Origin of the sequence: Cohnella boryungensis, from assembly GCF_042651945.1 — a bacterium.
Taxonomy (GTDB): domain Bacteria; phylum Bacillota; class Bacilli; order Paenibacillales; family Paenibacillaceae; genus Cohnella; species Cohnella boryungensis.
Genome location: NZ_JBHSED010000025.1, coordinates 15,754 through 37,903 on the forward strand (window position 1 = coordinate 15,754; position 22,150 = coordinate 37,903).

Below are 22,150 nucleotides of genomic sequence, written 5' to 3' on the forward strand. Positions count from 1 at the left end.
AAGCAGGGCGGCCGGATCGCATTCCCGGACCGCCCTGCTTTCGTATGGAGCTGCGCGCTTTTCTTATTGCTTCGAGGCCAGCCATGTCGTGAGCGTGATGATTTCTTCCTCGGTAAGACGCTCCTGAAAGGCAGGCATACCGCGTCCCCCGGTGGAGATTTTCTTGAATAGCTGCTCCTTCGTCAATTTGCCGCCGACATGAGCAAGCTCGGGTCCCATCGCGCCTTGCAATTGATCCCCGTGACAGGAAATACAGAGGCTTTGATACAACTGCTCGGATGCGGGAGCATCCACGGCTCTTTCCGGCACCTCGAATTTGCCGCCTTCGGCAACGGCATCCTTTTTCTCGGGCAAGCCTGAGCTGATGAGATATACGCCAAAAGCGCAAGCGATGCCGATCAGAACGGCCATGATCCTTTTGTACAACTCAATCCCTCCTCTTGTAGGGGGCTTAAGCCCCCTCCTCAAGCAAGCTCTCGATATCGGCGAGAACCTCATCCTTGTTCAATTCGTCGCCCATCGGGTATACCTTGCGAATACGTTGATCGGCATCAATCAGCTGCAGCGAGGTCACCGTATGCACGAATTGACCTTCCCCCAAGTCCTGAACCGTAACGTCGTATTGGGAGGCAATCTTTTCGGCCTGCCCGATATCACCCCGTAGGACGTCCCAACCGGCAGTGTCCATCTTCATTCGGGAGGCATACGCCTTCAACACCTCGGGCGTATCGCGTTCGGGGTCAAATGTGACCGAGACGAATTGAACCCGTGTGCCGAACAGCTCCCGCTGCTTGAGCGTCTCCTGAAGCTGAGCCATTCTGTAAGTCGTCAGAGGGCAGATGTCAGGACAACTGGTGAACATGAACTCAAGCAAGACGACTTTGCCTTTGTTTTTGCCGGAGTCCACGGGCAATCCGTCCCAATCGCGCAGCTCGAAATCGGGCGCGGGCTTGACGACGGGCAGGGAAGGGCCCGAATTGTTGGCGTCCAGGATGAAATAAGCTCCGAGGCCGATGACGATGGCAAGTAAAGCCAATGGGAATACGTAGCTCCTTTTGCCGGCTTGTGCGGAATCCTCAGGCAAGCTCTCACCTCCTCATTCTCGCCGGCATTGGCCGACATTTCGAGTATAGGTATATTTCATCCGCGATAAAATGACTCGATATAGCTATAGTGAGCCGGGATTATGGCCGAACGATGACACTTCGGAGAGCTGCGCGCGAACGAAAAAAACAGCGGCTCGGGAATAGGCTCCCTGACCGCTGTTTCATTTGGCACTGAAGAATTTTCGCAGGTAAAGCGGATCTTATCGAACGACCAGCAGGAAGAACAGAATCGCAATCGCAAAGCGATAGTAGGCAAACCACGAAAGCCGGACTCTCTTAATGACCTTCAGGAACGTCACGACAGAGATCAGGCCCACGATGAACGAGGCTGCAAGTCCGGCCGCGAAAAAGCCCAAATCCGAGGAGGCCAGCAAATCGCGGCTTTTGAACAAATCCAAGCCCGAGGCTCCGAACATGATCGGAACGGACACTAGGAAGGTAAAGTCGGCGGCGGCCTTCTGGCTTGTTCCGAGCAGCATTCCCCCCGAGATGGTCGACCCGGAACGGGAGAAGCCCGGCCAGAGCGCCAAGCACTGAAAAAGTCCGATTCCGAAGGCTTGGCGATAGCTGATATCGTCCATCGTCTCGGCGGTTATTTTGCGGTTCTTGCGATCGGCGATCAGAATAAGCACCCCGCCCGCAACGAGGCTGATCAGCACCGTCTGGGACCCGAACAAATATTCCTTGATCAGACTGTGCAAGGCTAGCCCAATGACGACAGCTGGCACCATGGCCAGAAACAGATGGACGAGATTCAGCCTCTTCTCCGTCTTGACGTCGCGCCAATGACGTAGAATCTGCATATATTTCCTCCAATAGAGCAAGGCTACAGCAAGCACCGCTCCAAGCTGCACGACGATCTCGAACGTCTTAAGCTTGTCGCCGCTCAGATTAAGCAGGTCTGCCGTCATGATCATGTGTCCAGTCGACGATACGGGCAGAAATTCCGTCAAGCCTTCCACGATTCCCATAATAATTGCGCTTAATATGTCCATTCTTATCCCTCGCTCAACATAACATCTATCGCCTCATTGTAGCATGACAAAAATAAAGACAAAAAAGCGATTCAGGATGAAGCAAGTTGTTGAAAAGAAGTCAAGGGGACAAATGCGACAGTTTTGTGTACAACTATCGAGGGATATCGTGATTTTCGATGAAGTTCCATCCGAAATTTGACACATTTGCTCTTCAGCTTCGTATAAACCTCTAATACCTTTAATAAAATTTGAAAGGAAGTCTGAATTGATCCTCAATTTGTTTCTCGTCGCCGTGCTTATCGTTCTAACCGCATTTTTCGTCGCTACGGAGTTCGCCGTCATTAAGCTTCGCCCCAGCCGGGTTGACCAGATGGTGATAGAAGGGAAGAAAAACGCGCTCGCAGTGCAGAAGGTTACGAGTAATCTGGACGGTTATCTGTCCGCATGTCAATTGGGGATTACGATTACGGCCCTGGGTCTCGGATGGTTGGGAGAGCCGACCGTCGAGAAGCTGCTCTATCCCTTATTCGAGCAGTGGGGCGTTGGAGAGAAGGCGGGACATATCCTCTCCTTCGGTATTGCCTTCGTATCGATTACGTTTCTTCATGTCGTACTCGGGGAGCTCGCTCCGAAAACGATGGCGATTCACAAGGCCGAAGCGATCTCGGTATTTACCGCGCCGCTCATTATTCTGTTCCACAAGGTGATGTACCCATTCATCTGGGTGCTGAACGGCTCGGCGAATACGCTTGTGCGCCTATTCGGTATGAAGCCGGCCAGCGAGCATGAGGAAGCCCACTCGGAGGAAGAGATCCGCATTATTTTGTCGGAAAGCTACGAGAGCGGCAAAATCAACAACACGGAATACGGCTATGTGAACCGGATTTTCTTGTTCGATGAATTGATGGCCAGAGAAATCATGGTGCCTCGCACGGATATGGTTTGTCTATATGAGGATATGACGCTTGACGAGCTGCTCAACATCGTAAAGAAGGAGCAATATACCCGGTTTCCTGTGGCCAGAGAGAGCAAGGACCATATCATCGGGTTTATGAATACAAAGCAATTCTTCTTGAAGTATGACAACAATCCCGAGTTTGATTTTCGTTCGCTGATCCAGCCTGCCATGACAGTGCCCGAAGCGACTCCGCTCAAGAGCCTGCTGCCCAAAATGCAGCAGGAGCAGGTCCATCTTGCGATTCTCCTTGACGAATATGGCGGCACATCGGGCTTGATCACGATTGAAGATATCCTGGAGGAAATCGTCGGCGAAATTCGCGACGAATTCGACAGCGACGAGAAAAAGCCGATCGAACAGCTGGCTGCCGGCAAATATCTGGTAGACGGCCTGACGCCGATCGACGAAATCAATATGCTGCTGGGAATTGCGCTGGAGCATGAGGGAGTAGACACCATCGGCGGTTGGCTGTACAACCAGCAGCCGGATCTGGCCAAGGGCACGGAATGGAGCTTCGAATCGCTTCGCTTCATCGTTCGGGAGCGGGACAAGCATCGGATTCGAAAGCTGGAGATTAGACAAGCTTAGAGAAGGGGCAACCCTTGAATAGTAAGCAGACTCGCCAAAGGATCGTTATCCTTTGGCTTTTTTGCGTTGTCCGGGCCGGACTTATCTGCGGAAGCGACTCAATCAATCATAAATCCTGTTTTTTCTTATTCGACAACATCAAACAACAACAATCGACATTCCCTTAAGTTATAATGAAATGTATATTTGTGCCATTTCTTATAGAAGTGATCTATATCTCTCAGAGAGGTTACAGGTCGCCAAATGAATTGGAGGTGCTTGAAAATAAATCTCGGTTCCATCCGAAATATAAATATTCGATGATAGAGGGGGAAAGCGCTGAATTGAGTAAACGAAAAAAGCTATCGAATTTGATTCGTGAGGTCACCCATTTCGTGCCGTATTATAAGCAGTTTCTTGAGTCGACGGATACGTACGACGATCCTGTTCAAGCGCTAGCTCGGCTGCCTATTACGGAAAAGGCGCTTTTGCATAATCACGCGGAGCAGTTCTATTCCGAACGAATCGATAAGAGCCGCAGAGAAGATCTGCTTATCGCTGAAGTGACAACCGGATCAAGCGGCTTGCCTATTATGTGCTATAAAACGAAGGAAGAAAGATTTCAACTGGCTCTTTCCGCATGGAAGCAACGCAGGGCCATCGATGCAAGAGTGAATCAAAGCAACCTGTTCTGTCTGCTGCACTCCCACAGCAGTCAGAAAAAAGTCGTGGATAATATGAGGAATTTGCACTCGCAAAATATTTCCAAAGTACTGCATTATCTTAGGGACGAGTTCAAGCCGTTAATTATTCATTGCAGTCCTTCGGATATATTCGAATATGCCAAGTTCATAGAACGGGAACACTTCTCTCTTGAGGACTGGGAGCTGGGCTTTATTGAAACGAATAGCGAGGTGCTCACGCTAGAACAGAAGCAAAAAATCTCGCAAAGATTTCGAACAAGAGTCATTAATAATTATGGCTGCAGAGAAGCTTGGAACATTGCCTACGAGTGTAGAGAAGGCAATCTGCATTTGTCTGATGAAGTGCATGTAGAAATTATAGATATGAAGACGGGTGACTTAATTCAGCCTGGCTCATCGGACTATGGCGAAGTCGTCATAACTGCATTGCCTATCAAGCATTTTCCTTTTATCAGATATAGATTAGGCGACATTGGACGTTTATCCCGTCTAGAATGCGCTTGCGGCTTAGAGAACGAAGTGTTAGAGCTTTACGAGGCACGGAAAATTAACCTTATTCACCGATTAACCAACGACAATACGCTCACTAACGGGGTCAGTCTCTTCAAGGGCGTATTCAGCGATCTCGTAGCCAGCGGATACTCGGACGTTGTCCAAAATATCATTCGCTATAAAATTATTCAAACCTCAACGGACGTTTTTGATGTATATCTCATGCTTCATGAAGCCCTTACCGAGCGGCTCACGGAATCATTCACACACTACGCGACGTTGAGAATCGGAGAAGGCGCAGTGTTTAACTTCTTGCAAAAATCCGCAGACGATCCCGTATTCGAAGGTAAAAATTATTCATTTTTGTCCAGGATTCAAGGATAAGAGCTTGATTGAAGCGTTTTTTTGCACGGTATTAAGAAAACGTTTTCGGAGGAGCTGTATAAGGTATGGAAGCTGCAGGAGAGAGAATTATGAAGGTGCTTGGAGAGATGGGGTTGCCGAGCCCCGATCATGAACAGACCGATCTCTTGGAAATCGGTCTTGATTCAGTGGCGTTCCTCAATTTAATTGTAAATCTTGAGCGTGAGTTCAGCATAGCGATTCCCGATGATGACTTGCTATTCGATAACTTCCGTACAGTTGCATTGATCGAAGATTATCTGACTCAAGCTGAATTTACGGTTCAACCTTAAAAAATTCGATGATTCGTGGTGATCATTCTGAATATTGTAAAGGCAATAGTCGAAGCCTGTCGAGGAAGCTGGGAGAAAAACGTTATCGCCTATAGGCGAAGAGCATGGAATTATCGGGAGTTATTCGCCGAAAGCGAACGGATAGCCGCACACTTGCAAGGACTGAAGGTAGAGAAGGGCGAGCATGTTGCGCTTTATTTCAATAACGATCCGAATTTTGTATTTGCGTCGATTGGGGCGTTGTTAAACGGGAATGCCGTCGTACCCATCGCGTACACCGCTTCAAGAAACGAATTGAACGGAATATTGACTTATTGCGATGTAAAGATCTGCATTAGCAATGTTCCACGCCCCTCCGACATCGATCCAAACGTGATGTGGGTAGCTATGGCCGATCTCGATTCGAACATTGTATTGTCCGAGAGCGATCTTGAACGGGAGCAACGAATTCTATCCTCGATATCCGCTGCTCAGGACGACATCGCTTTTCTAATGCCCACATCCGGTACTACAGGGAAGTCCAAGGTCGTGATGCTGTCCCACGATAATATAGTTACCAATGCATTGGCGCATGGGAATCGACTTGTGCTGGGGGAGAGCGATAACTTCTGCGTGACTATGCCAATGCACTTCAGCTCGACAATCACGACGCAAATGATTGCCGGCATGCTGTTTCGCGCCGAGCTGTCCATCATGAGCCTGCCGCTTGTTCCTAAGGTTTTCCTGGCTCACTTGAAAGAAAAAAGAAGCAATTGCTTTTCCGCGGTACCCACGATCCTTCGCCAATTATTTCAGGAGATGGAGAAGCTCGAAGCCCATGAAGCGGATTTAGATCATATCGACTTCGTGGTCGTAAGCGGAGCGCCTGTCCCTGCGGAGCTGTTCGAAGAATCAAAAAGAGTTTTCCGTAACGCGGAAATTGTTCAAACCTATGGACTTACGGAAGCTTCCCCTCGCGTGAGCATGATGGGACGCGGCGACACCAAGTATTCATGCGGCAAGCCGGTGGACGGCGTTATCGTAAAGGTGACGGATGTTCAGGATTCGACCTATTCGGGACGGAGAATTGGCGAGATTCTGGTAAAGGGTCCAAACGTCATGAGAGGCTATTACAAGGATGAAGAAACGACAGGGGCTACGATCATCGATAACTGGCTATATACCGGGGATCTGGGCTACATCGATGAAGACGGCTGCCTGACCGTCACCGGCCGGAAGAAAAATATGATTATTGTCGGCGGAGCGAACGTATATCCGGAGGAAGTAGAGGAGATGCTTGCTCATTTCGAAGAAATCAAAGAATCGATCGTTCTCGGAGAATCGGATGCGCTGATGGGCGAAGTCCCGATTGCCTATCTGACTTTACGCAAAGGAATGAACATCGACGTAGAAGAGCTGCGGCGAAGATGTCTCAAAAGGCTCTCGGCCTATAAGGTTCCGAAAAAGTGGTACATCATGGATGAGCTTCCCAAGACGTCCACAGGGAAATTGGCTCGGTTCACCCTAAGTCAAAATTAGAAGGATAGGGGGGCTCGCATGAGTATTGTTACAACCTACCCTAAGAGCAAGGGGTACTCTACCGGAGGCATTCCGCTGATTGAAAGAACGGATTTTTTAATGATGCCAGATCATGAACTGGTCGCCGCTATCCATCAAGTTGGCGCAACGGCTCTCCTTTCTCGGGAGATCGAGTTTGTGCTTCGGGTTCAAGGACTGATCGAAAGCCGGTTGGTAGATTCGTGCGTACAGCTGATCTGGATAACGGATACCGGGGAGCAGAACGTACCCGGCGCGATCGTCATTTGCGCTTCCGACCCAACGATTCAAGAGGTAAAGGCGCTGCAATATTTGGAGGAGATGCATGCCAACAAAGCCTATATTCCCAAGCCTATCGAGGAGAGAGATTACGATTCGAGCGTCGCACTGATCGGGGCCGGAATCGTGAACCTTATCACTGCCATGACGCTGGTAGAGAACGGCTATAAGGTGAGCATCTATTCCGCAACACCCGAGCCAACCCAGGATGAGCAATGGCGAAAATACGGATGCACCTTCGCGGGAAATGACGCCAGAATCTTTTCCTTCAATGAGTCGAGGCAGCATCATTATCACGGAACCCCGCTGGATGAAGCAGCCAATGATCGGTATCGCAAGCTTGTGGAGACCAATGGATGGCTGAGCTGTCCACCTGAGCTTCTTCAGGAAGAGGACTTGGAATGGATAAGAGAATATGAGGCCTACCCGCAGTGGATGTTTGAAAAAATTCAGCATGAAATCATTCAATTCAATCGTGAAAGCTATGATTGCTGGAATCGCATGATCCTTGATTATCCGGAGATGTTCCATAATTCCGGCTACATAGGGCGGCTATTCCGGGTTTATTCCTCGGAGGGAGATTTGCTTAAGGGGCGCAAGTCGGAAAGAGAGATCGGCGCTTATGTCAGGGAGCTTCATCTCTCCGATTACGAGCAGGAGCTTCCCTGCTTTAGCCAAGCCTTAAACCAAGAACGGTTAAGCGGAGGGATAGAGGTCAAAGGGTTCGGACTCAATATTCATAAATTCTCGCATCAGCTTATCAACCGCTTGAGGGAGGCCGGCGTAGACTTCTATTGGGAGGAGGAGATCAGCAGCATTAAGTACACGTCTTCTGGACGAGTTGAGGCGCTCATAAGCAGCAAAAGAGCGATTAAGGCCAAGCACGTGGTCGCTTCTCCCGGCGTACCCAGCGCTAATTTCCTGCAGGGCATGGCGTCAGACAAGCAGATTGGCTCCATGCTGGGGTGCTGGCTCACGCTGCCTAATGACGAATTGAATTTGCGTTATCCGATTAAAGTCGGACGTTCAGGGTACGCATCCGAAGAGGCGGCTGCAGGAGCAAATCTCATTCCAGGAACAGGACCGGACGGCAAGCCATTGCTCTATCTCAGTTCAGGCCACGGATTTATCGGGCTGAACCCAAACAACATAAGCAAAGGTCATTTGAATTCGCTCGCAAAGGCCGTTCATGAGACAGCAGAAAGCCTATTCCCGGAGGTATATCAACAAAGCCTGCGTAACGGCTTGATTCCCGAAGAGCCAAGATACTGTATTCGCCCCTGGACTCCATCCTGCTTGGGATTGTTAGAAGTAAAACCGAACGCCGAGGGCGGCTTGTTCATTCTGACAGGCGGACACAATACGGGCGGTTTTGCCCAATCTCCCGCAATCGCAAGAGCGGTCCTCGATGCGATCGAAGGCAAAGCCAACAAGATGCACTTTCTTTATCATCCCGAGAGGCTGCGGAGATTTTTCAACTTCGTTCCGAAGGGGAGCGGGCTGCTTACCTATACTTAATTTCATATGAATGAATATGGAGGAACAAAGGCTTGACCAATTCAGTGGCGATTATCGGATGCGGACCTTGGGGATTGGCTGTTCTGGAAAGGCTTATCTATCATTTTTCCCGCGAAGATCGCAAGGGCTTGAGGGCTGAAATTCATGTTGTTGAGCCTAAAGCTCCGGGAGTAGGCGTATACGAGCAGCATACACCGGATTATTTTCTGCTTAATACGGTTTGCGGGCAAATCGATCTATTCGGGCATCGTTATCTTAACGGGGAGCATACAGCGCCGTACGAACCGCTTTCTTTCTATGAATGGCTGCGCGCCAACAAGTATCAAACGGATGATTATGGGAGCCAAAGGGAGGTTCAGCGTTCGGACTTCTTACCGCGGGCATGGCTGGGGCGTTATCTGCATTGGGTATTCCTGACGCTGATCGCCCATCTTCCGGAGAATCTAACCGTGCGAATCCATCGCGATTATGCGGACGATATCCTTTCGTTGGGCGATCGAGAAGCCATTAGGCTAAGAAATAAAGAAGCTTTAGTTGTCGATTGCGCGATCGTGACTGTCGGACATGCGGAGACCGTATCTGCGGCGCAAGATCCGGTCTCCGCAGGAAGGCCGCTCGACGCGTTTCCCTATCAAAGACTGCTGTCGACTGTTCTCCCCGGTCAGACCGTTATCGTACAAGGAATGGGCCTTACCTCTGTCGATGTGATTACATGCTTGACCGTAGGCAATGGAGGAAAATTCGAGAGGCGGGGCAACGGCAAATTAACCTATTTGCCCAGCGGGAACGAGCCTGTCCTGCTGCAATGCTCGCGAAGCGGGCTGCCTTATTTGTCCAGGCCTGCAAGAATGGAATATGACTTGAGCGCTTATACGCCAACCTTTGTGACAAAAGAAAACATAGACCGCATAAAAGAACAGAGAAAAATAGATTTCAGGCAGGACATTCTACCGCTTCTGTGGCAAGAGATGCATTCCTTGTATCGCCTTGCTTCTAAAAATGGAGCCGAACTGGAGTTTGATCCGGAGCTGCGGTTTTGGGGAGAAAATCGCAGTTACGAAGACTCGGCAGCTTATCAGCAAGCCGTCCTTCGTCAATATGGCTTGGATATCCTTGAAGCCAATCAAGGTACAGCTTCTAAAAGCGCGATCGAGTTGGTACGGGTACTGCGGGATCTTTTTCGATATGCCGTTGATTTCGGGGGGCTCACCGAATCTTCCTTTGTCGATTTTCACAGCAATATTGTGCCAATGCTCTATCGAACGGCAGTAGGGCCGCCCGTACACAAGGTAGAGGAGCTTAGAGCGTTAGTAGAAGCAGGCGTCTTGCACTACCCTTTCGGCAAGAGCCCGGATATCGTATTCCAGAGGGGAAAATGGCTGGCCAGATCGACCAGTCTTAAGTCTGCCTCAACCCGAACCGCAGATCATCTCATTCTCGGTTATGTTCAACCTATGCCCGCCGAGATGTCGTCTGTACTGCTTAATAACTTGTTTAGGAGCGGACGCTTTAAGAGATTAAATTCGGAGGTGAACAGCGGCATCGCAATCAATCCTGCTTTCAATCCCATCTCGCAAAGCAAGGAATCGCAGCCTTTACTTTATGTATTAGGTCTGATCACCGAAGGCAGCCGAAACCTGAATTTGTACATTCCGTCGCCTGAAAGTCGGCTGCGCGCCTTCCTTGACGCCGATAAATGCGCGGCAGATATCGTAAGGAAGCTGCAATGGGTGAATACTTAACGATCGCCGAATTGAATCCCCATTATAGAAAGGATGTTTCTATCATGATTGATGCAACGCCCGAACAAAGATTGCAAGGGCTGGGAATCACGCTCCCGACCGCAAGCGCGCCTGCGGCCAAGTATGCCAACTTCGTAATTGTTAAAGGCTTGCTTTACGTCTCCGGCAAGGGTCCATCCGGGAATCCCAAGGGAAAGCTCGGAGCAGCCTATACAACGGAGGAGGGCTACCGATTTGCGCGGCAGACGGGCCTAGAGGTTCTGGCCGTGGTCCAATCTGCGCTAGGCTCTCTGAATAAGGTGAATCGCGTGGTGAGGATTCAAGGATTCGTCAATGCAACTCCCGAATTCGAGGATCACCATCTTGTGCTAAACGGCTGTTCCGATTTAATGACGGAAGTATTTGGAGGGATGGGCTCGCACGCCCGATCGGTGCTAGGGGCAATATCGCTTCGAGACAACCTTCCGATTATTGTGGAATCGGTCTTTGAAGTGAAAGAATAAGGCGCTTCGGATTATGGAAAAAACGAAGCCTCGTCTGTGGCCCGTCTACAAATGGTCTCTATCCTATCTTCGGCCATATCGCCGCATGTTATCGCTTGTCCTTCTCTTTGTCACTCTAATGACAATAGGGGAGCTGGCCATTCCCAAGTTCATTCAATATTTTGTAGATACGATTCTACCTAGCGGCGATCGCATGAAGTTTCTAATGACAACCGGCCTACTTGCAGGCATCATTGTTTGCATTGTGCTGGCAACGCTGGCTCAAAACACTTTGCGAAGACAGCTTCAGGAAAAGTCCTCCAGAGATGTTCAGCTATCCATTTTCGAGCATATTCGAAAGCTGGGTTTTTCTTATTACGAGAAGACGCCTGCGGGCCAGCTGTTATCGTTAATGAATACTGAAGTTGCGGCGCTTCAGGAGTTATACAGACAAAGCTTCCCTTTGCTGCTGGAGAATCTGATCTTCTCAGTCGTATCGCTGGTTTATATGGCATTCACCAATGTAAAGCTGACTTTGATCGTGTTGCCCTGTCTTCTTTTCTATTTTCTTTTTGGTCCTAAGCTGGAAAGAAAGGCGTCCCTGAATGCCAAGCTTCTCTCACAGAATCGTATCGACGAGAATCAGAAAATCTACGAATCCATCTCTGCGTTGAGGGATATTCGCGCCAGCTCCTCGGAGTCCTGGGATTTTGAGCGTTTTCTTGCCAGGGTGAGAAGATTTAATCAGAGCATGATATGGACCTACTGGTACAATCATTTGCGGGGCACCAACCGCAGACTTATTTATTATGCGGGCGGCCTCTTTATCATCATGTACGGTTATTCTCTGTTTAGATCGAATTCGTTGTCGGCCGGCGCTTTGATGGCCTTTATCCTCTATTTCTTCGTTACTATGCAGAAGCTGACCGCCGTCATCACCAATATCACCGAGCAGAAGATTCTGATCTTCCAGGCGGAGAAGCTGTACAGCTTTTTGCAAATTACGCCCGCGGTTGCGGAGTGCGATGATCCCGTTATTGTGGACAATATTCGAGGTGAAATTCGGTTTCGCGACGTGACCTTCAGCTATGTCAAGGGCAATAGAGTGCTGAAGCATATTAACTTGTTGATTAAGCCGGGAGAGCATGTAGCGATCATAGGGGCAAGCGGGCAAGGAAAGTCGACCATATTGAAGCTCATTGGAAGATTCTACGATCCCGGCGAAGGCGAAATTCTGCTGGACGGAATTCCGCTGAAGCATATGTCCTTGGCTTCTATTCGGCGAGGGTGCGGTTATGTATTCCAAGATACGTATTTAACTGGCGGCAGCGTGAAAGAGAACATCAGATTCGGTAGGCCCGAGGCAACCGATCAAGAGGTTATCGCTGCGGCCAAAGCCGCTTATGCGCATGACTTTATTGTCAATTTGTCCGATGGCTACGACACGATCGTCGGAGAACGGGCACATACCCTTTCCGGAGGACAAAAGCAGCGGATTTCCATTGCACGGATGATCATTCGCAATCCGGCCGTCGTTTTGTTGGATGAGGCAACCTCCGCATTGGATACGGTCAGCGAGATTGAAGTGCAGAAGGCATTGGAGACCTTACTTCAGGGACGGACGGTCATTGCGGTCGCGCATCGGCTTTCCACGATCGAGAATTTTGACAGAATTATTGTACTCGATCAAGGAGAGATTGCGGAAAGCGGCAATTATGAGCAACTGGCAAGCCAAAGAGGATTGCTCTACCAAATGGCGGGCGGGAATAGGGGGTGAGAGGCGTGGCGAATCTTAATTGGATGTGGAAACACATTCGAACAGCAAAGTCCTTCTTTTTTCTGGCCATTGCCTTCATGGTGTGCGAGTCTCTAACCAATCTTGCCGGCACATGGTTATTGCAGTTCTTTTTTGATGAAGTGCTATTCGGAGAGGACTTCGAACGATTCTGGCCCTTAGTCTGTTTAATAGGGCTTATGTTCGTTTCCTACTCGCTGCTGTTTACGATAGGCCCGCATTTTATGCATCGGGCTTTGAATCGAATCCGAGCCTCCATGTTTACCGAATTCATGAATCACATCTATCGGCTTCCCATCCTTCAATTGCAGAATGAAAGAACAGGAAAGCTGGTCTACAATTTTACTAACGATTTGCACTCCAGCGCATGGGTAGCCAGCGGAGATCCTCCTCGACTGGCTCAATTGATCGCCAGCTCTGTTTTTATTATCGCTATACTCGGCAGCATGAATGCGGCTTTATTATCAGGCATGGTTATATTTTCGATTCTATATATTTACTTTGGCAGAAAGTTCGCCAATCTTCGTAAATCGGCATTGGCTTCGGTTAATAGGAAGAAATCAGATGTTATCGTTCAATTGGAAGAGGGAATCTCCTCGACCCGAGAAGTCATCGCATTCAACAATCAGGAATGGGAGAAGCGCAAGTATCAAGGCAAGTTCGAATTGTATTATGAAGCGGCGTTAAATGAAGCAAAGGTAATTAATAAACAGACATTGCTTAGCGATCCCTTAAAATGGGGGGCGCTGATCTTCGTCATTTTATATGGCGGATTTCTGGTTCTGGACAAGGAGATCACGGTAGGCATGTTTTTTATATCCTATCAGTTCACCGCCATTATGATGGAATCTTTTAATGGAATCTACCAATTCGTTATGGATTACTATGGAAAAACATCGAGCGTAGAACGAATTAGAGCCATCATCGAGAGCGACAAAATACCCGATGAAGGCTTGTCCTTCAAGGCCCCTATTAAATCTATCGCTTTCGATAACGTTACGCTTGATCTTAACGGCAAAAAAGTGTTAAAGCAGATGAACTTAAGCCTTAACCCCTTCGGCAAAACGGCGCTAGTCGGTCCAAGCGGTAGCGGCAAAACGACAGTGGCCAACCTGTTGCTTCATTTTTACGAGCCTACCGAAGGCGCATTGTTAATCAATGGCATTCCCTTAAGCGAGATCAAACAAAAGGACTGGCTCAAGAGGATAACGATTGTATTCCAGGAGCCGTACCTGTTTCCGGATACGGTCAGGAATAACCTGCTTTTCGGGCATCAAGACGTGACTGACGATCACATGACGGCTTGCTGCAAAGCGATGTTGATTCACGACACGATCGAAAATTTGCCGCAGGGATACGAGACTGTCATTGGGGAGCGGGGAGTGACGCTGTCGGGAGGCGAGCGGCAGCGGTTGGCTTTGGCAAGAGCCCTGATTCAAAATAAGGAGATTCTGATCTTGGATGAAGCGACCTCTGCGCTGGATACGATTTCCGAAAAACAGGTATTGGAGCAGATAAATAGAATAAGGAGCCAGCAAATTACGATCATGATTGCCCATCGCTTATCTACCGTACAGAATGCGGATACGATTGTCGTGATTGACCAGGGCGCGGTGCTGGAGCAGGGCACGCACGATGAGCTGATGAGCACAGATTCTCTGTACCGGAATCTTGTCCTAAAGCAAGAGCATAAATCGTAAAGACAAATCAAAAATAGAAACGCGAAAGCGTACGAGGGGATTGTATGGTGATGAACTCGAAAATTCTGCCTATTCACAAACCTCCAATTTACGGAAGATTGCATCATGGTCTTCCTCTATCCACGATTTCAATGGAAAACGATTCGTTTCAGCAATGGTTTTACAGTAACTATATTCAGCTGTTTTGCTATGAGGCCGAGGGGGGAAGCTATGAGCTTAACTTCTATGATTGTATTGTCTTCGAGCATCGATTCCCCAACTTCTGGGTGGAAAAAATCAAAAAAGAGACGTTGAAAGAAATCATATCCCCCAGACTCAGTTCATTTGTTGAGCGCTGCATACAACAGGACCGTTATGTCATTACCTTCTTCGATGAATTCTTACTTCCGCTTAAAAATCAAAATAAAAAACACATTGTCAGAGATTGTATGATCATAGGTTATGATGCTGACAGGCAAATACTCAATATCGTCGGTTTTAAGAAAAATGGGCAGCTTGGCATGGAGGAAGTATCTTATTCCGAACTGGATCATGCCTTCGATAACACCCCGAACCTCTTGCCGTGGGATAACTATATTTATTTGCTCACCCCCTTGCCCGGAAGTGACTACACATTTGACGGCGGTTGGGTAATCGAGAATATCCGGCACTATTTGGAATCGACAGACTCGCTGGCAAGCGCGCGCTTATACACGAAGCGGCCTCCTTCTCTATATGGCGTTAATGCTTTAAGAAGGTTTGCCAAGGAGCTGGAGGAGGGGGCGTTCAGGGGAAATCACTATATTGCTTCGCACATTCTATGGGAGCATAAGAAGTGCATGAGAGACCGATTTATCTATATGATGAATAATCAGTCGTATGACGGAGTCATACTGAATTCCTTTATTGCTCGATTCGACAAAATCTACCGCGATGCAGAGGTTCTCAAAAACATGTCGCTCCGCGCGAATCTTACCTCGGATCGAAGTCTGCCCAGAAGAATGTCCTCGCAAATAAAGGCGATCTGCGAGAATGATATCGAAGTGCTGACCGAGATTCTCCCCTTGTTAGTCGAGCTGAATGCGGCTAGAGAATTCATTCCCGAGAGGAGCTTGTGAACCGGATTATATGGCTAGAATCGTACAACGACCGTTAGAAGGAGAGCGGCTTGGGTATCAGATCGTCTTGCCTGAAGGTTATCAAGAAGAGAGGGGCAGGCGTTGGCCATTAATTTTGTTTCTTCATGGGATTAATAGACGAGGAGAGGATCTAAGCCTGCTCGATCATTACGGTCTTCTTGGCGTATCTGCGAGCAACGATTCCTTTAATTACATCGTACTGGCCCCGCAATGCCCGAAAAGCTCGAATTGGGTCATCGAGAGCGATGCCGTTATTGCGCTGATCGATCATGTTACCCGTGATTTCAGGGTATGTACGAATCAAGTGTATTTGACGGGCTTCAGCATGGGAGGAAACGGGGTTTGGCACTTGGCTGCGCATTACCAGCAGCATTTTGCCGCAGCGGCTCCGCTTGCGGGGTGGTATCGAATCGAGGAAGTCGACCGATTGAAAGATATGCCGCTATGGGCCTTTCATGGTCAAGAGGACGACGTCGTCCCCGTACAGAATACGCAGAATCTTGCCGATGCTTTGGCAAGTATAGGGGGAAATATAAAGCTCACCTGCTATGATAATCAAAATCACGACATCATGAATAAAGTCTATTCGAATTCAGCTTTGTATGAATGGTTTAAGCAATATGAAAGAAGAAGTTAATCGATCTATTCGAACAACCTCTAATTTATTGCCGGAGCTCTCGCCGAAGAGCGCATCGTCCCTCAATCCGGGACGGTGCGCTCTTCGCGTTTAACCTTTCATGCCATTGATTAAAGGCATAATCGTTTTGACCATGCCCATTCCCATTCGGATCATAGGCATTGCTTTGTTCATCATGCCCATGAATTCCGTCAGTCCCCCGAAGCCGCCGAGCAAGCCTCCGGCCCCTGCGCCTGCCGGAGCTGCCGCAGCTCCCGGCTCGGCGACCGCCCCCTGGAGAGCGCCGGGCATACCCATTAACGCGCCCAAGCCGGGAAACAGCCCGGACACGCTCGCTTTGGAGGTGCGCTTCCGTACGAGCGGAGGCCGCATCTTCCGACTTCTTTTTCCCGAGAACATCAATTGGCCCTTGTCGATTCCGGCAATTCGACCGACGTAACAACTCCCGTCCTTTAATTCAATGCACACGGGAACCCCGATCATCTTGCGGGCCCTCTCTCTTACCCTATTGTTCATCTGGCGCATGGCAGGAGGCTCCTTGTTCGTCATATTTTCTTGTTACAGCTTATTCGAGCAATCGCTCGCTGATTGTGCGCATAACCCGTGGGGCGGAGGATGGAGTCGAATCGCAAAAGGAGCAATAGGAGGCCAGGTGTGATAAAATAAACTCGTTTCATATCACAAAGGTTGTGCAGTCGGCACATTCGGAGGTAGGAAGATGCAGCCCATTGATAAAGCCGTTATTCAAGAGAGAATAGAGGAATTGAAGGATCAGCAGCTCTACATGCATCTTGAGCTGACGACGGGAGCGTATGCCGCTCATTTCGACAGCACCAAGCATCCAGCCGCCACCTTCGTTTCCAACGCGGTCATCCGTTACACGCACGGCTCGATCTCCGGCGACGAGACTTATCGGGTCGGCTTGAAAATGGAGCAAGGCTGGGTATACTCGGAGGGGCTTACCCATTACGAGGAGACGGAACGGGACAGATTGATTATGGCCGGCCACGATCGTCAGGGAAAGCTCGTTGTCGCCCTGCAGCTAAGCCGGGATCCCTTCTAACTGGACGAGGAGATGAATACTGCTATGAATAAACGCATTCTTGTTGTGCTTCCGCACCCGGATGACGAAGCCTTCGGGGTATCGGGCACGCTTGCCCGGCATGTGAGTGAAGGGGATCAAGTGACCTATGCCTGTTTGACATTAGGCGAGATGGGACGAAACATGGGCATTCCGCCATTCGCCAATCGGATAACGCTGCCGGACATTCGCAAGCTGGAGCTGGAGGAATCCTGCCGCGCGATCGGCATACAGGATCTGCGAATGCTCGGCTTTCATGATAAGACGATTGAATTCGAAGACCGGGAGCGTTTGGACGGCAGCATTGAAAGCTTGCTGAACGAGCTGACTCCCTCGCTGGTGATCACGTTCTACCCGGGCTATAGCGTTCATCCGGATCACGACGCCTGCGGCGCAGCCGTCATTCGCGCTATCGAACGGCTACCCGAGGAGAGAAGGCCGACCGTACATTGCATGGCCTTCTCCAAGAATCATGAGCAGGCCATTGGCAGGCATGATATTGTTAATGACGTTAAGCAGTTCCTGCCCCAGAAGCTGGCTTCAATACGAGCGCATCGCTCCCAATTTCAAGCTGCCGAACTGTTAGGCAGGAACGAGTTGAGCGACCAGGAGCTTCAGGAGCGGTTCGGAACGGAACGCTTCTGGAGCTATCCGTTCGGCAAGCAAAAACAAGCTTAACTGTAGCGGTTAACCAAGCAATGGGATTTGAATACAGGATGAGAAGCGACGCCCCGAGTGCGAACAAGCATGAGAGGGCATCGCTTTTTTTTCTTGACTATGAAAATGATAATCGTTATCATTTGAATGGGTGCTATCTTAAGATCGGCAGCATATCAGATTATCCATTCGGGAGGCATTATTGTGCTTGTGAAAAAGAGAAAGAAGAACGTCATTTGGATCGCGGCATGTTTGGTTATTGCACTAGGTTTATCGGCTTGCGGAAACAAGGAAAGCTCGCCGTCGCAGGAAGCTTCGCCCTCTGCGTCGCCGTCCGCTTCGCCGTCGCAATCGGCTGCAAGCTCGCCGAGCCCTTCGGCTTCTTCCGAAGCAGTCGGCGACAGAGAATTGACGGATGGCCTGGGTCATCAGGTCAAAATTCCGGCCAACCCGCAGCGCATCGTAGCCTCTTATCTGGAAGACCATCTGGTGGCGTTGGGCGTGAAGCCTGTCGCGCAATGGTCCGTAGCCAACGGCACTCAGGACTACTTGAAGGCCGATCTGGACGGCATTCCGACGATACCGTACGATCTTCCGTTCGAGTCGGTCATGAGCTTCCAGCCCGATCTGCTTATTATTGGGTCGGCGGCCACGGTCGAAGGCGACAAGTATGATCAGTACGCAAAAATCGCTCCAACCTATGTCGTTGGCGACAAGATCAACAACGATTGGCGTCAGAGCTTGCTGAAAATCGGCGAAGTGCTGGGCAAGAGCGACGTCGCCGAGAAGGCTTTGGCGGATTACGAGGCGAAAGCCGCCGAAGCGAAGGCCAAGCTGCAGCAAGCGGCTCCTGAACAGAACGCGGCAGCGATCTGGCTCGTATCCAAGAAGTTTTTTGTCGTCAGCCAGAATCTGTCGAGCGGAAGCGTGCTGTATCAGGACCTTGGCCTGACCGTTCCCAAGCTGGTTCAAGACATTTCGAAGGATCAGGAGAGCAACTGGCTGCCGATCTCGATGGAGCAGATCGCCCAGCTGGACGTCGACAATCTCTTCTTGATCAACAGCGATGCGGATACCGGCTCCGAGGCACTTCAGGACCCTCTCTGGCAAGCTCTCCCTGTAGTGAAGAGCGGTCATGTGTACGAATATCCGAGATCCAGCAGCTGGCTGTACACCGGTACGATTGCCAACTCTCAGATTATCGACGACGTGCTTGAGAGCATGGTTAAATAACGACGAATCGCGGATGCCGTCCCTACAGGCTGCCGAAGCGGCAGGTTGGTTGCCGCTCGTAACGGAACTATACTATAATGGTTCGTAACGAGGAGGTCGGTAGGGATGGCAAATCACTTTGCCGGGATCGGCAACGACTCATGCAAAGCCTAGAATAGGGGCGATACTTTGCGTGGGGCGGACAGGGGAACGAACAGGATATCGCTCTAAAGAGGCAGTTTATCGTTTCTAATAATGGGCTTTGCACCTTATTCTCAAGAGTAATCAATAAGGGGCTGAAAAGCGATGAGTCAACCATTTATTAGAAACCATCAATATAATCTGATTAAGAAACAAGCCGGATTACTGCGGCATGCCTGCAGCACCGCTTCCGATCCGGAGGTGGTGAAAGCCGTCAAGTATAGCGCGGAAGCCGCCATTATGGAGGCGTTCCCGGATGCCTCCGAGGCTCAAAGAGTGACGCTGGGGAAGCTGGACGCCTTTACAACGACAGCAGAATTTCAGCAATACTTGCATTCGCTAGAGGCGGAGCTGGCGCCGTTCGGGCCGATCAAGGAGCAGCAGATCAAGAAATTGTTCCCGAAGCAGAAGAAGCTGAAGGTTCCAGACCTGGCGACATTCGATTTTCGCCGGATTACCTATCTCGGCTGGCAGGACATCGCTTCGAATCGGCTGTACCTCGTCTACCCGTTGGACGGCAAGTGGGTGGGTGTTGAAGGGAAGCTCGTTCCGACGAACAAGAAAGGCTATTGCTTCCTGTGCAATCGGAATACAGAGCTTGCCATGTTTACGGTCGTAACCAGAAAAAGACCGGCCAATGCTTCGCCTGACTACTATAAGGCGATCGGCAATTATGTGTGCGTGGACAGCGAGACATGCAACCATAATATTACCGATCTCTCCGCATTGGAGAAATTCATCCGCGACATTATAGGTTAATTCATCACGAAGGAAGGCTGCCGGGTTATGTCCGGCAGCCTTCTGCGTTCTTCAACGGGGATGAAGACGATCAGGAACTAGTAACGAATTCCCGATACAGGCACGCTGTCGTAGTATTCATCCAGCGTTGTGCTTTGTTCTTCTATCTCTCCGGCCATTTCCTCGCCTACATAACGAATGTGCCACGGCTCGTATTTGTAGCCTGTAATCTCTTCTTTGTCCTTCGGATAACGAATGATAAAGCCGTACTCGTAAGCGTGAGCCGCAAGCCACTCGGCTTCGGAGGTTCCCGCAAAGCAGCTTTCGGCGGCGCAGCGGCCGTCGCTGCCCGTCACATCCACAGCCAGTCCGGTCTGATGCTCGCTTGTGCCGGGGAATGCGCTATATCGACGAGCGGCTTGTTCGCCATCCCGTTCCACATAGCTTTGAAACAAAACCTTCTGCCGATCGTAAGAGCGGTATCCCGACACACCCGCCAGGAAAATACCGTCCTGCTTCGCGCCTTCGAATAGCCTCTCCAACGCATGGGCCGCTTCCGAGCGCATCTTTCTCTTGTCGATTCTCTCTTCGAAGGTAAAGGGCACATCAGGGAAGACCAAATCGGACGGCTCATAGCTTTCAGGCAGCGCATACCTCTTATTGACCAGAACTTCGACGCTGGCGGGGTTGGCTACGACCATCAGGTCGCCAATGCTGCCGGACGTCTCCTGGATCGGAATTTGGCGAACGGGAGGAGCGGCGGCCTTCTCCGGTTGTTTCTCTCCGCAGCCTGCTGTCAGAAGCAGGAGTATAGCGCCGCATATCAGCGCTATGCGTTGTCTTCTCATCGGGGCTGAAATTCCTCCTTATCGTACGATTCGTACAGTATAAGCAGGAGTTGTATCCTTTTAAGGCGAAGTTGTATCCAAGATGTAAACATTCTATCGAACATTGTTGAAATAGCGAGGGGTGTGAGCATGTTTAGAATGTTCGCCAATGCAGCAAGGGGTAATGCAACAAGGAGTATGACCACGGGCATGGGCCCCGGGATGGGGATGTTCGCTCCCTTGCTTCAGCTTCAGCAAACTGCAGGCAATCAGGCCGTCCTCGGTTCGGTCGGCGGCGGCTTGTTCAGCCAACCGGTTACCCAGGAGAGCGTGGAAGCGCCGCTTGCGATGAGCGTAGAAGAGCCGCTTGCGATGAGTGAGACTCGGAGCTATCGCGACAAGACATTGGACGAAATACGCAAGCAAAAGCGTCAGGAAAAGCTCGACGCGAAAAGAAAGTATCGTATCGGGATGCACGGCTACAAGAAATCTGAACAGCAGCGGCTATCTAATGCTTATGGCATCCAGGTGAGCGGAACTACGCATGAATCGGAGCACACCATCGGTTTCGAGCCGTTGAACCAAACCTCAGGCAATACGCGCGGAGTCGGCCAGCAAGCGAGGGAGCTGGAAAATAAAGCGCCGGCTTATCAAGAAATGAAGGAGCTTCACCGGGAGCACATCGGCACGGGAACTCAGAAAGCTCGAGATGAATCGGGGTTCAACTCGGAGGAGTATCGCAATAGCCAAAGAAGCTTGATCGAGAAAGGCGATGTCAGCAGCGCCGTGCAGCTTAATCAATTGGGCTACGCCTTCGATCCGGCGAAATCTAAGCTGACGACTACGCAGGAGGGCCTGGCGGCAACCGATTCCTACGACACGATGGTAGAAAACATGGATTCAGTAACCTATGCATCCGGTCCCGGAGAGACAACGGTCGGGGTCGATGCACAGCAGAAGGCGGAGATGTACCTGGCACGCAGAGCGACTATCTCGGGAAAATTCCCAACGATACTCGAGGAGAATGCCGCCCGAATGAAATTCGGCCTGCCGCCGCTTACCGGCAATTAATAGTCGTTATTCAACCTCATCGCTGGGGATGGCTGCAAGATCAGCTTGCCGGAGTTC

The 22,150-nt window shown here is 50.1% G+C and carries 21 protein-coding genes; 16 read left to right on the forward strand and 5 right to left on the reverse strand.

Annotated features, from left to right (window positions below):
* Window positions 1-63 precede the first annotated feature (63 nt).
* The 3 genes from ACFO1S_RS13645 to ACFO1S_RS13655 form a co-directional block, all read right to left on the reverse strand.
* The gene (locus ACFO1S_RS13645) at window positions 64-426 is read right to left on the reverse strand and encodes a c-type cytochrome (protein ID WP_378126947.1); all 363 of its coding nucleotides are present in this window, start codon (window positions 424-426) and stop codon (window positions 64-66) included.
* Between the two features lie 25 nt (window positions 427-451).
* Window positions 452-1,084, reverse strand: a complete 633-nt coding sequence (locus ACFO1S_RS13650) for an SCO family protein (protein WP_378126948.1) — start codon at window positions 1,082-1,084, stop codon at window positions 452-454.
* A 222-nt stretch (window positions 1,085-1,306) separates the two neighbouring features.
* Window positions 1,307-2,101 (reverse strand): undecaprenyl-diphosphate phosphatase, encoded by a 795-nt coding sequence (locus tag ACFO1S_RS13655; RefSeq protein WP_204605956.1) that lies wholly within the window; start codon window positions 2,099-2,101, stop codon window positions 1,307-1,309.
* Window positions 2,102-2,348: 247 nt separating this feature from the next.
* Here ACFO1S_RS13655 and ACFO1S_RS13660 point away from each other — a divergent pair, with 247 nt between their 5' ends.
* From ACFO1S_RS13660 to ACFO1S_RS13710, 11 genes are all read left to right on the forward strand, one after another.
* A complete protein-coding gene (locus ACFO1S_RS13660; RefSeq protein ID WP_204605957.1) occupies window positions 2,349-3,629 on the forward strand; it encodes a hemolysin family protein in 1,281 nt (426 codons plus the stop codon).
* A gap of 248 nt (window positions 3,630-3,877) precedes the next feature.
* Complete coding sequence (locus ACFO1S_RS13665; RefSeq protein WP_204605958.1) at window positions 3,878-5,188, forward strand: phenylacetate--CoA ligase family protein; 1,311 nt, start codon at window positions 3,878-3,880, stop codon at window positions 5,186-5,188.
* 89 nt (window positions 5,189-5,277) lie between these two features.
* A complete protein-coding gene (locus ACFO1S_RS13670; RefSeq protein WP_204605959.1) occupies window positions 5,278-5,499 on the forward strand; it encodes an acyl carrier protein in 222 nt (73 codons plus the stop codon).
* 18 nt (window positions 5,500-5,517) lie between these two features.
* Window positions 5,518-7,017 (forward strand): class I adenylate-forming enzyme family protein, encoded by a 1,500-nt coding sequence (locus tag ACFO1S_RS13675; protein WP_378126950.1) that lies wholly within the window; start codon window positions 5,518-5,520, stop codon window positions 7,015-7,017.
* Between the two features lie 18 nt (window positions 7,018-7,035).
* Window positions 7,036-8,832 carry an NAD(P)/FAD-dependent oxidoreductase gene (locus ACFO1S_RS13680; RefSeq protein ID WP_204605961.1) on the forward strand — a complete coding sequence of 599 codons (1,797 nt, stop codon included), beginning with the start codon at window positions 7,036-7,038 and terminating at the stop codon, window positions 8,830-8,832.
* Window positions 8,833-8,864: 32 nt separating this feature from the next.
* Window positions 8,865-10,574 (forward strand): FAD/NAD(P)-binding protein, encoded by a 1,710-nt coding sequence (locus ACFO1S_RS13685; RefSeq protein ID WP_204605962.1) that lies wholly within the window; start codon window positions 8,865-8,867, stop codon window positions 10,572-10,574.
* Between the two features lie 44 nt (window positions 10,575-10,618).
* Window positions 10,619-11,077 carry a RidA family protein gene (locus ACFO1S_RS13690; RefSeq protein WP_204605963.1) on the forward strand — a complete coding sequence of 153 codons (459 nt, stop codon included), beginning with the start codon at window positions 10,619-10,621 and terminating at the stop codon, window positions 11,075-11,077.
* Window positions 11,078-11,090: 13 nt separating this feature from the next.
* Complete coding sequence (locus tag ACFO1S_RS13695) at window positions 11,091-12,833, forward strand: ABC transporter ATP-binding protein (RefSeq protein WP_204605964.1); 1,743 nt, start codon at window positions 11,091-11,093, stop codon at window positions 12,831-12,833.
* A 5-nt stretch (window positions 12,834-12,838) separates the two neighbouring features.
* Entirely contained in the window at window positions 12,839-14,551 is a 1,713-nt protein-coding gene (locus ACFO1S_RS13700) for an ABC transporter ATP-binding protein (protein ID WP_204605965.1), read from the forward strand.
* Window positions 14,552-15,051: 500 nt separating this feature from the next.
* Window positions 15,052-15,648 carry a hypothetical protein gene (locus tag ACFO1S_RS13705; RefSeq protein WP_378126953.1) on the forward strand — a complete coding sequence of 199 codons (597 nt, stop codon included), beginning with the start codon at window positions 15,052-15,054 and terminating at the stop codon, window positions 15,646-15,648.
* Window positions 15,649-15,658: 10 nt separating this feature from the next.
* Window positions 15,659-16,306, forward strand: coding sequence for a carboxylesterase family protein (locus tag ACFO1S_RS13710; protein WP_204605967.1), 648 nt, complete (start codon window positions 15,659-15,661; stop codon window positions 16,304-16,306).
* A 90-nt stretch (window positions 16,307-16,396) separates the two neighbouring features.
* Here ACFO1S_RS13710 and ACFO1S_RS13715 read toward each other — a convergent pair whose 3' ends face one another.
* Window positions 16,397-16,831, reverse strand: coding sequence for a hypothetical protein (locus ACFO1S_RS13715; protein ID WP_378126955.1), 435 nt, complete (start codon window positions 16,829-16,831; stop codon window positions 16,397-16,399).
* Window positions 16,832-17,024: 193 nt separating this feature from the next.
* Here ACFO1S_RS13715 and ACFO1S_RS13720 point away from each other — a divergent pair, with 193 nt between their 5' ends.
* From ACFO1S_RS13720 to ACFO1S_RS13735, 4 genes are all read left to right on the forward strand, one after another.
* The gene (locus ACFO1S_RS13720) at window positions 17,025-17,369 is read left to right on the forward strand and encodes a YojF family protein (protein WP_204605969.1); all 345 of its coding nucleotides are present in this window, start codon (window positions 17,025-17,027) and stop codon (window positions 17,367-17,369) included.
* Window positions 17,370-17,393: 24 nt separating this feature from the next.
* Window positions 17,394-18,065 (forward strand): bacillithiol biosynthesis deacetylase BshB2, encoded by a 672-nt coding sequence (bshB2, locus tag ACFO1S_RS13725; RefSeq protein ID WP_204605970.1) that lies wholly within the window; start codon window positions 17,394-17,396, stop codon window positions 18,063-18,065.
* A gap of 189 nt (window positions 18,066-18,254) precedes the next feature.
* The gene (locus tag ACFO1S_RS13730) at window positions 18,255-19,277 is read left to right on the forward strand and encodes an ABC transporter substrate-binding protein (RefSeq protein ID WP_378126957.1); all 1,023 of its coding nucleotides are present in this window, start codon (window positions 18,255-18,257) and stop codon (window positions 19,275-19,277) included.
* A 285-nt stretch (window positions 19,278-19,562) separates the two neighbouring features.
* Window positions 19,563-20,216, forward strand: a complete 654-nt coding sequence (locus tag ACFO1S_RS13735) for a FusB/FusC family EF-G-binding protein (RefSeq protein ID WP_204605972.1) — start codon at window positions 19,563-19,565, stop codon at window positions 20,214-20,216.
* Window positions 20,217-20,293: 77 nt separating this feature from the next.
* On the opposite strand, the gene ACFO1S_RS13740 is transcribed toward ACFO1S_RS13735, so the two are convergent.
* Entirely contained in the window at window positions 20,294-21,043 is a 750-nt protein-coding gene (locus ACFO1S_RS13740; RefSeq protein WP_204605973.1) for a M15 family metallopeptidase, read from the reverse strand.
* 177 nt (window positions 21,044-21,220) lie between these two features.
* Here ACFO1S_RS13740 and ACFO1S_RS13745 point away from each other — a divergent pair, with 177 nt between their 5' ends.
* Window positions 21,221-22,093, forward strand: coding sequence for a hypothetical protein (locus ACFO1S_RS13745; RefSeq protein WP_204605974.1), 873 nt, complete (start codon window positions 21,221-21,223; stop codon window positions 22,091-22,093).
* Window positions 22,094-22,150: the final 57 nt, after the last annotated feature.

Coding starts and splice junctions, on each gene's coding strand:
- ACFO1S_RS13715 (WP_378126955.1), bottom strand. CDS start 16,831: ATGCGCCAGATGAACAATAGGGTAAGAGAGAGGGCCCGCAAGATGATC.
- ACFO1S_RS13705 (WP_378126953.1), top strand. CDS start 15,052: ATGGAGGAAGTATCTTATTCCGAACTGGATCATGCCTTCGATAACACC.
- ACFO1S_RS13670 (WP_204605959.1), top strand. CDS start 5,278: ATGAAGGTGCTTGGAGAGATGGGGTTGCCGAGCCCCGATCATGAACAG.
- ACFO1S_RS13680 (WP_204605961.1), top strand. CDS start 7,036: ATGAGTATTGTTACAACCTACCCTAAGAGCAAGGGGTACTCTACCGGA.
- ACFO1S_RS13695 (WP_204605964.1), top strand. CDS start 11,091: ATGGAAAAAACGAAGCCTCGTCTGTGGCCCGTCTACAAATGGTCTCTA.
- bshB2 (WP_204605970.1), top strand. CDS start 17,394: ATGAATAAACGCATTCTTGTTGTGCTTCCGCACCCGGATGACGAAGCC.
- ACFO1S_RS13720 (WP_204605969.1), top strand. CDS start 17,025: ATGCAGCCCATTGATAAAGCCGTTATTCAAGAGAGAATAGAGGAATTG.
- ACFO1S_RS13740 (WP_204605973.1), bottom strand. CDS start 21,043: ATGAGAAGACAACGCATAGCGCTGATATGCGGCGCTATACTCCTGCTT.
- ACFO1S_RS13735 (WP_204605972.1), top strand. CDS start 19,563: ATGAGTCAACCATTTATTAGAAACCATCAATATAATCTGATTAAGAAA.
- ACFO1S_RS13710 (WP_204605967.1), top strand. CDS start 15,659: ATGGCTAGAATCGTACAACGACCGTTAGAAGGAGAGCGGCTTGGGTAT.
- ACFO1S_RS13690 (WP_204605963.1), top strand. CDS start 10,619: ATGATTGATGCAACGCCCGAACAAAGATTGCAAGGGCTGGGAATCACG.
- ACFO1S_RS13745 (WP_204605974.1), top strand. CDS start 21,221: ATGACCACGGGCATGGGCCCCGGGATGGGGATGTTCGCTCCCTTGCTT.
- ACFO1S_RS13655 (WP_204605956.1), bottom strand. CDS start 2,101: ATGGACATATTAAGCGCAATTATTATGGGAATCGTGGAAGGCTTGACG.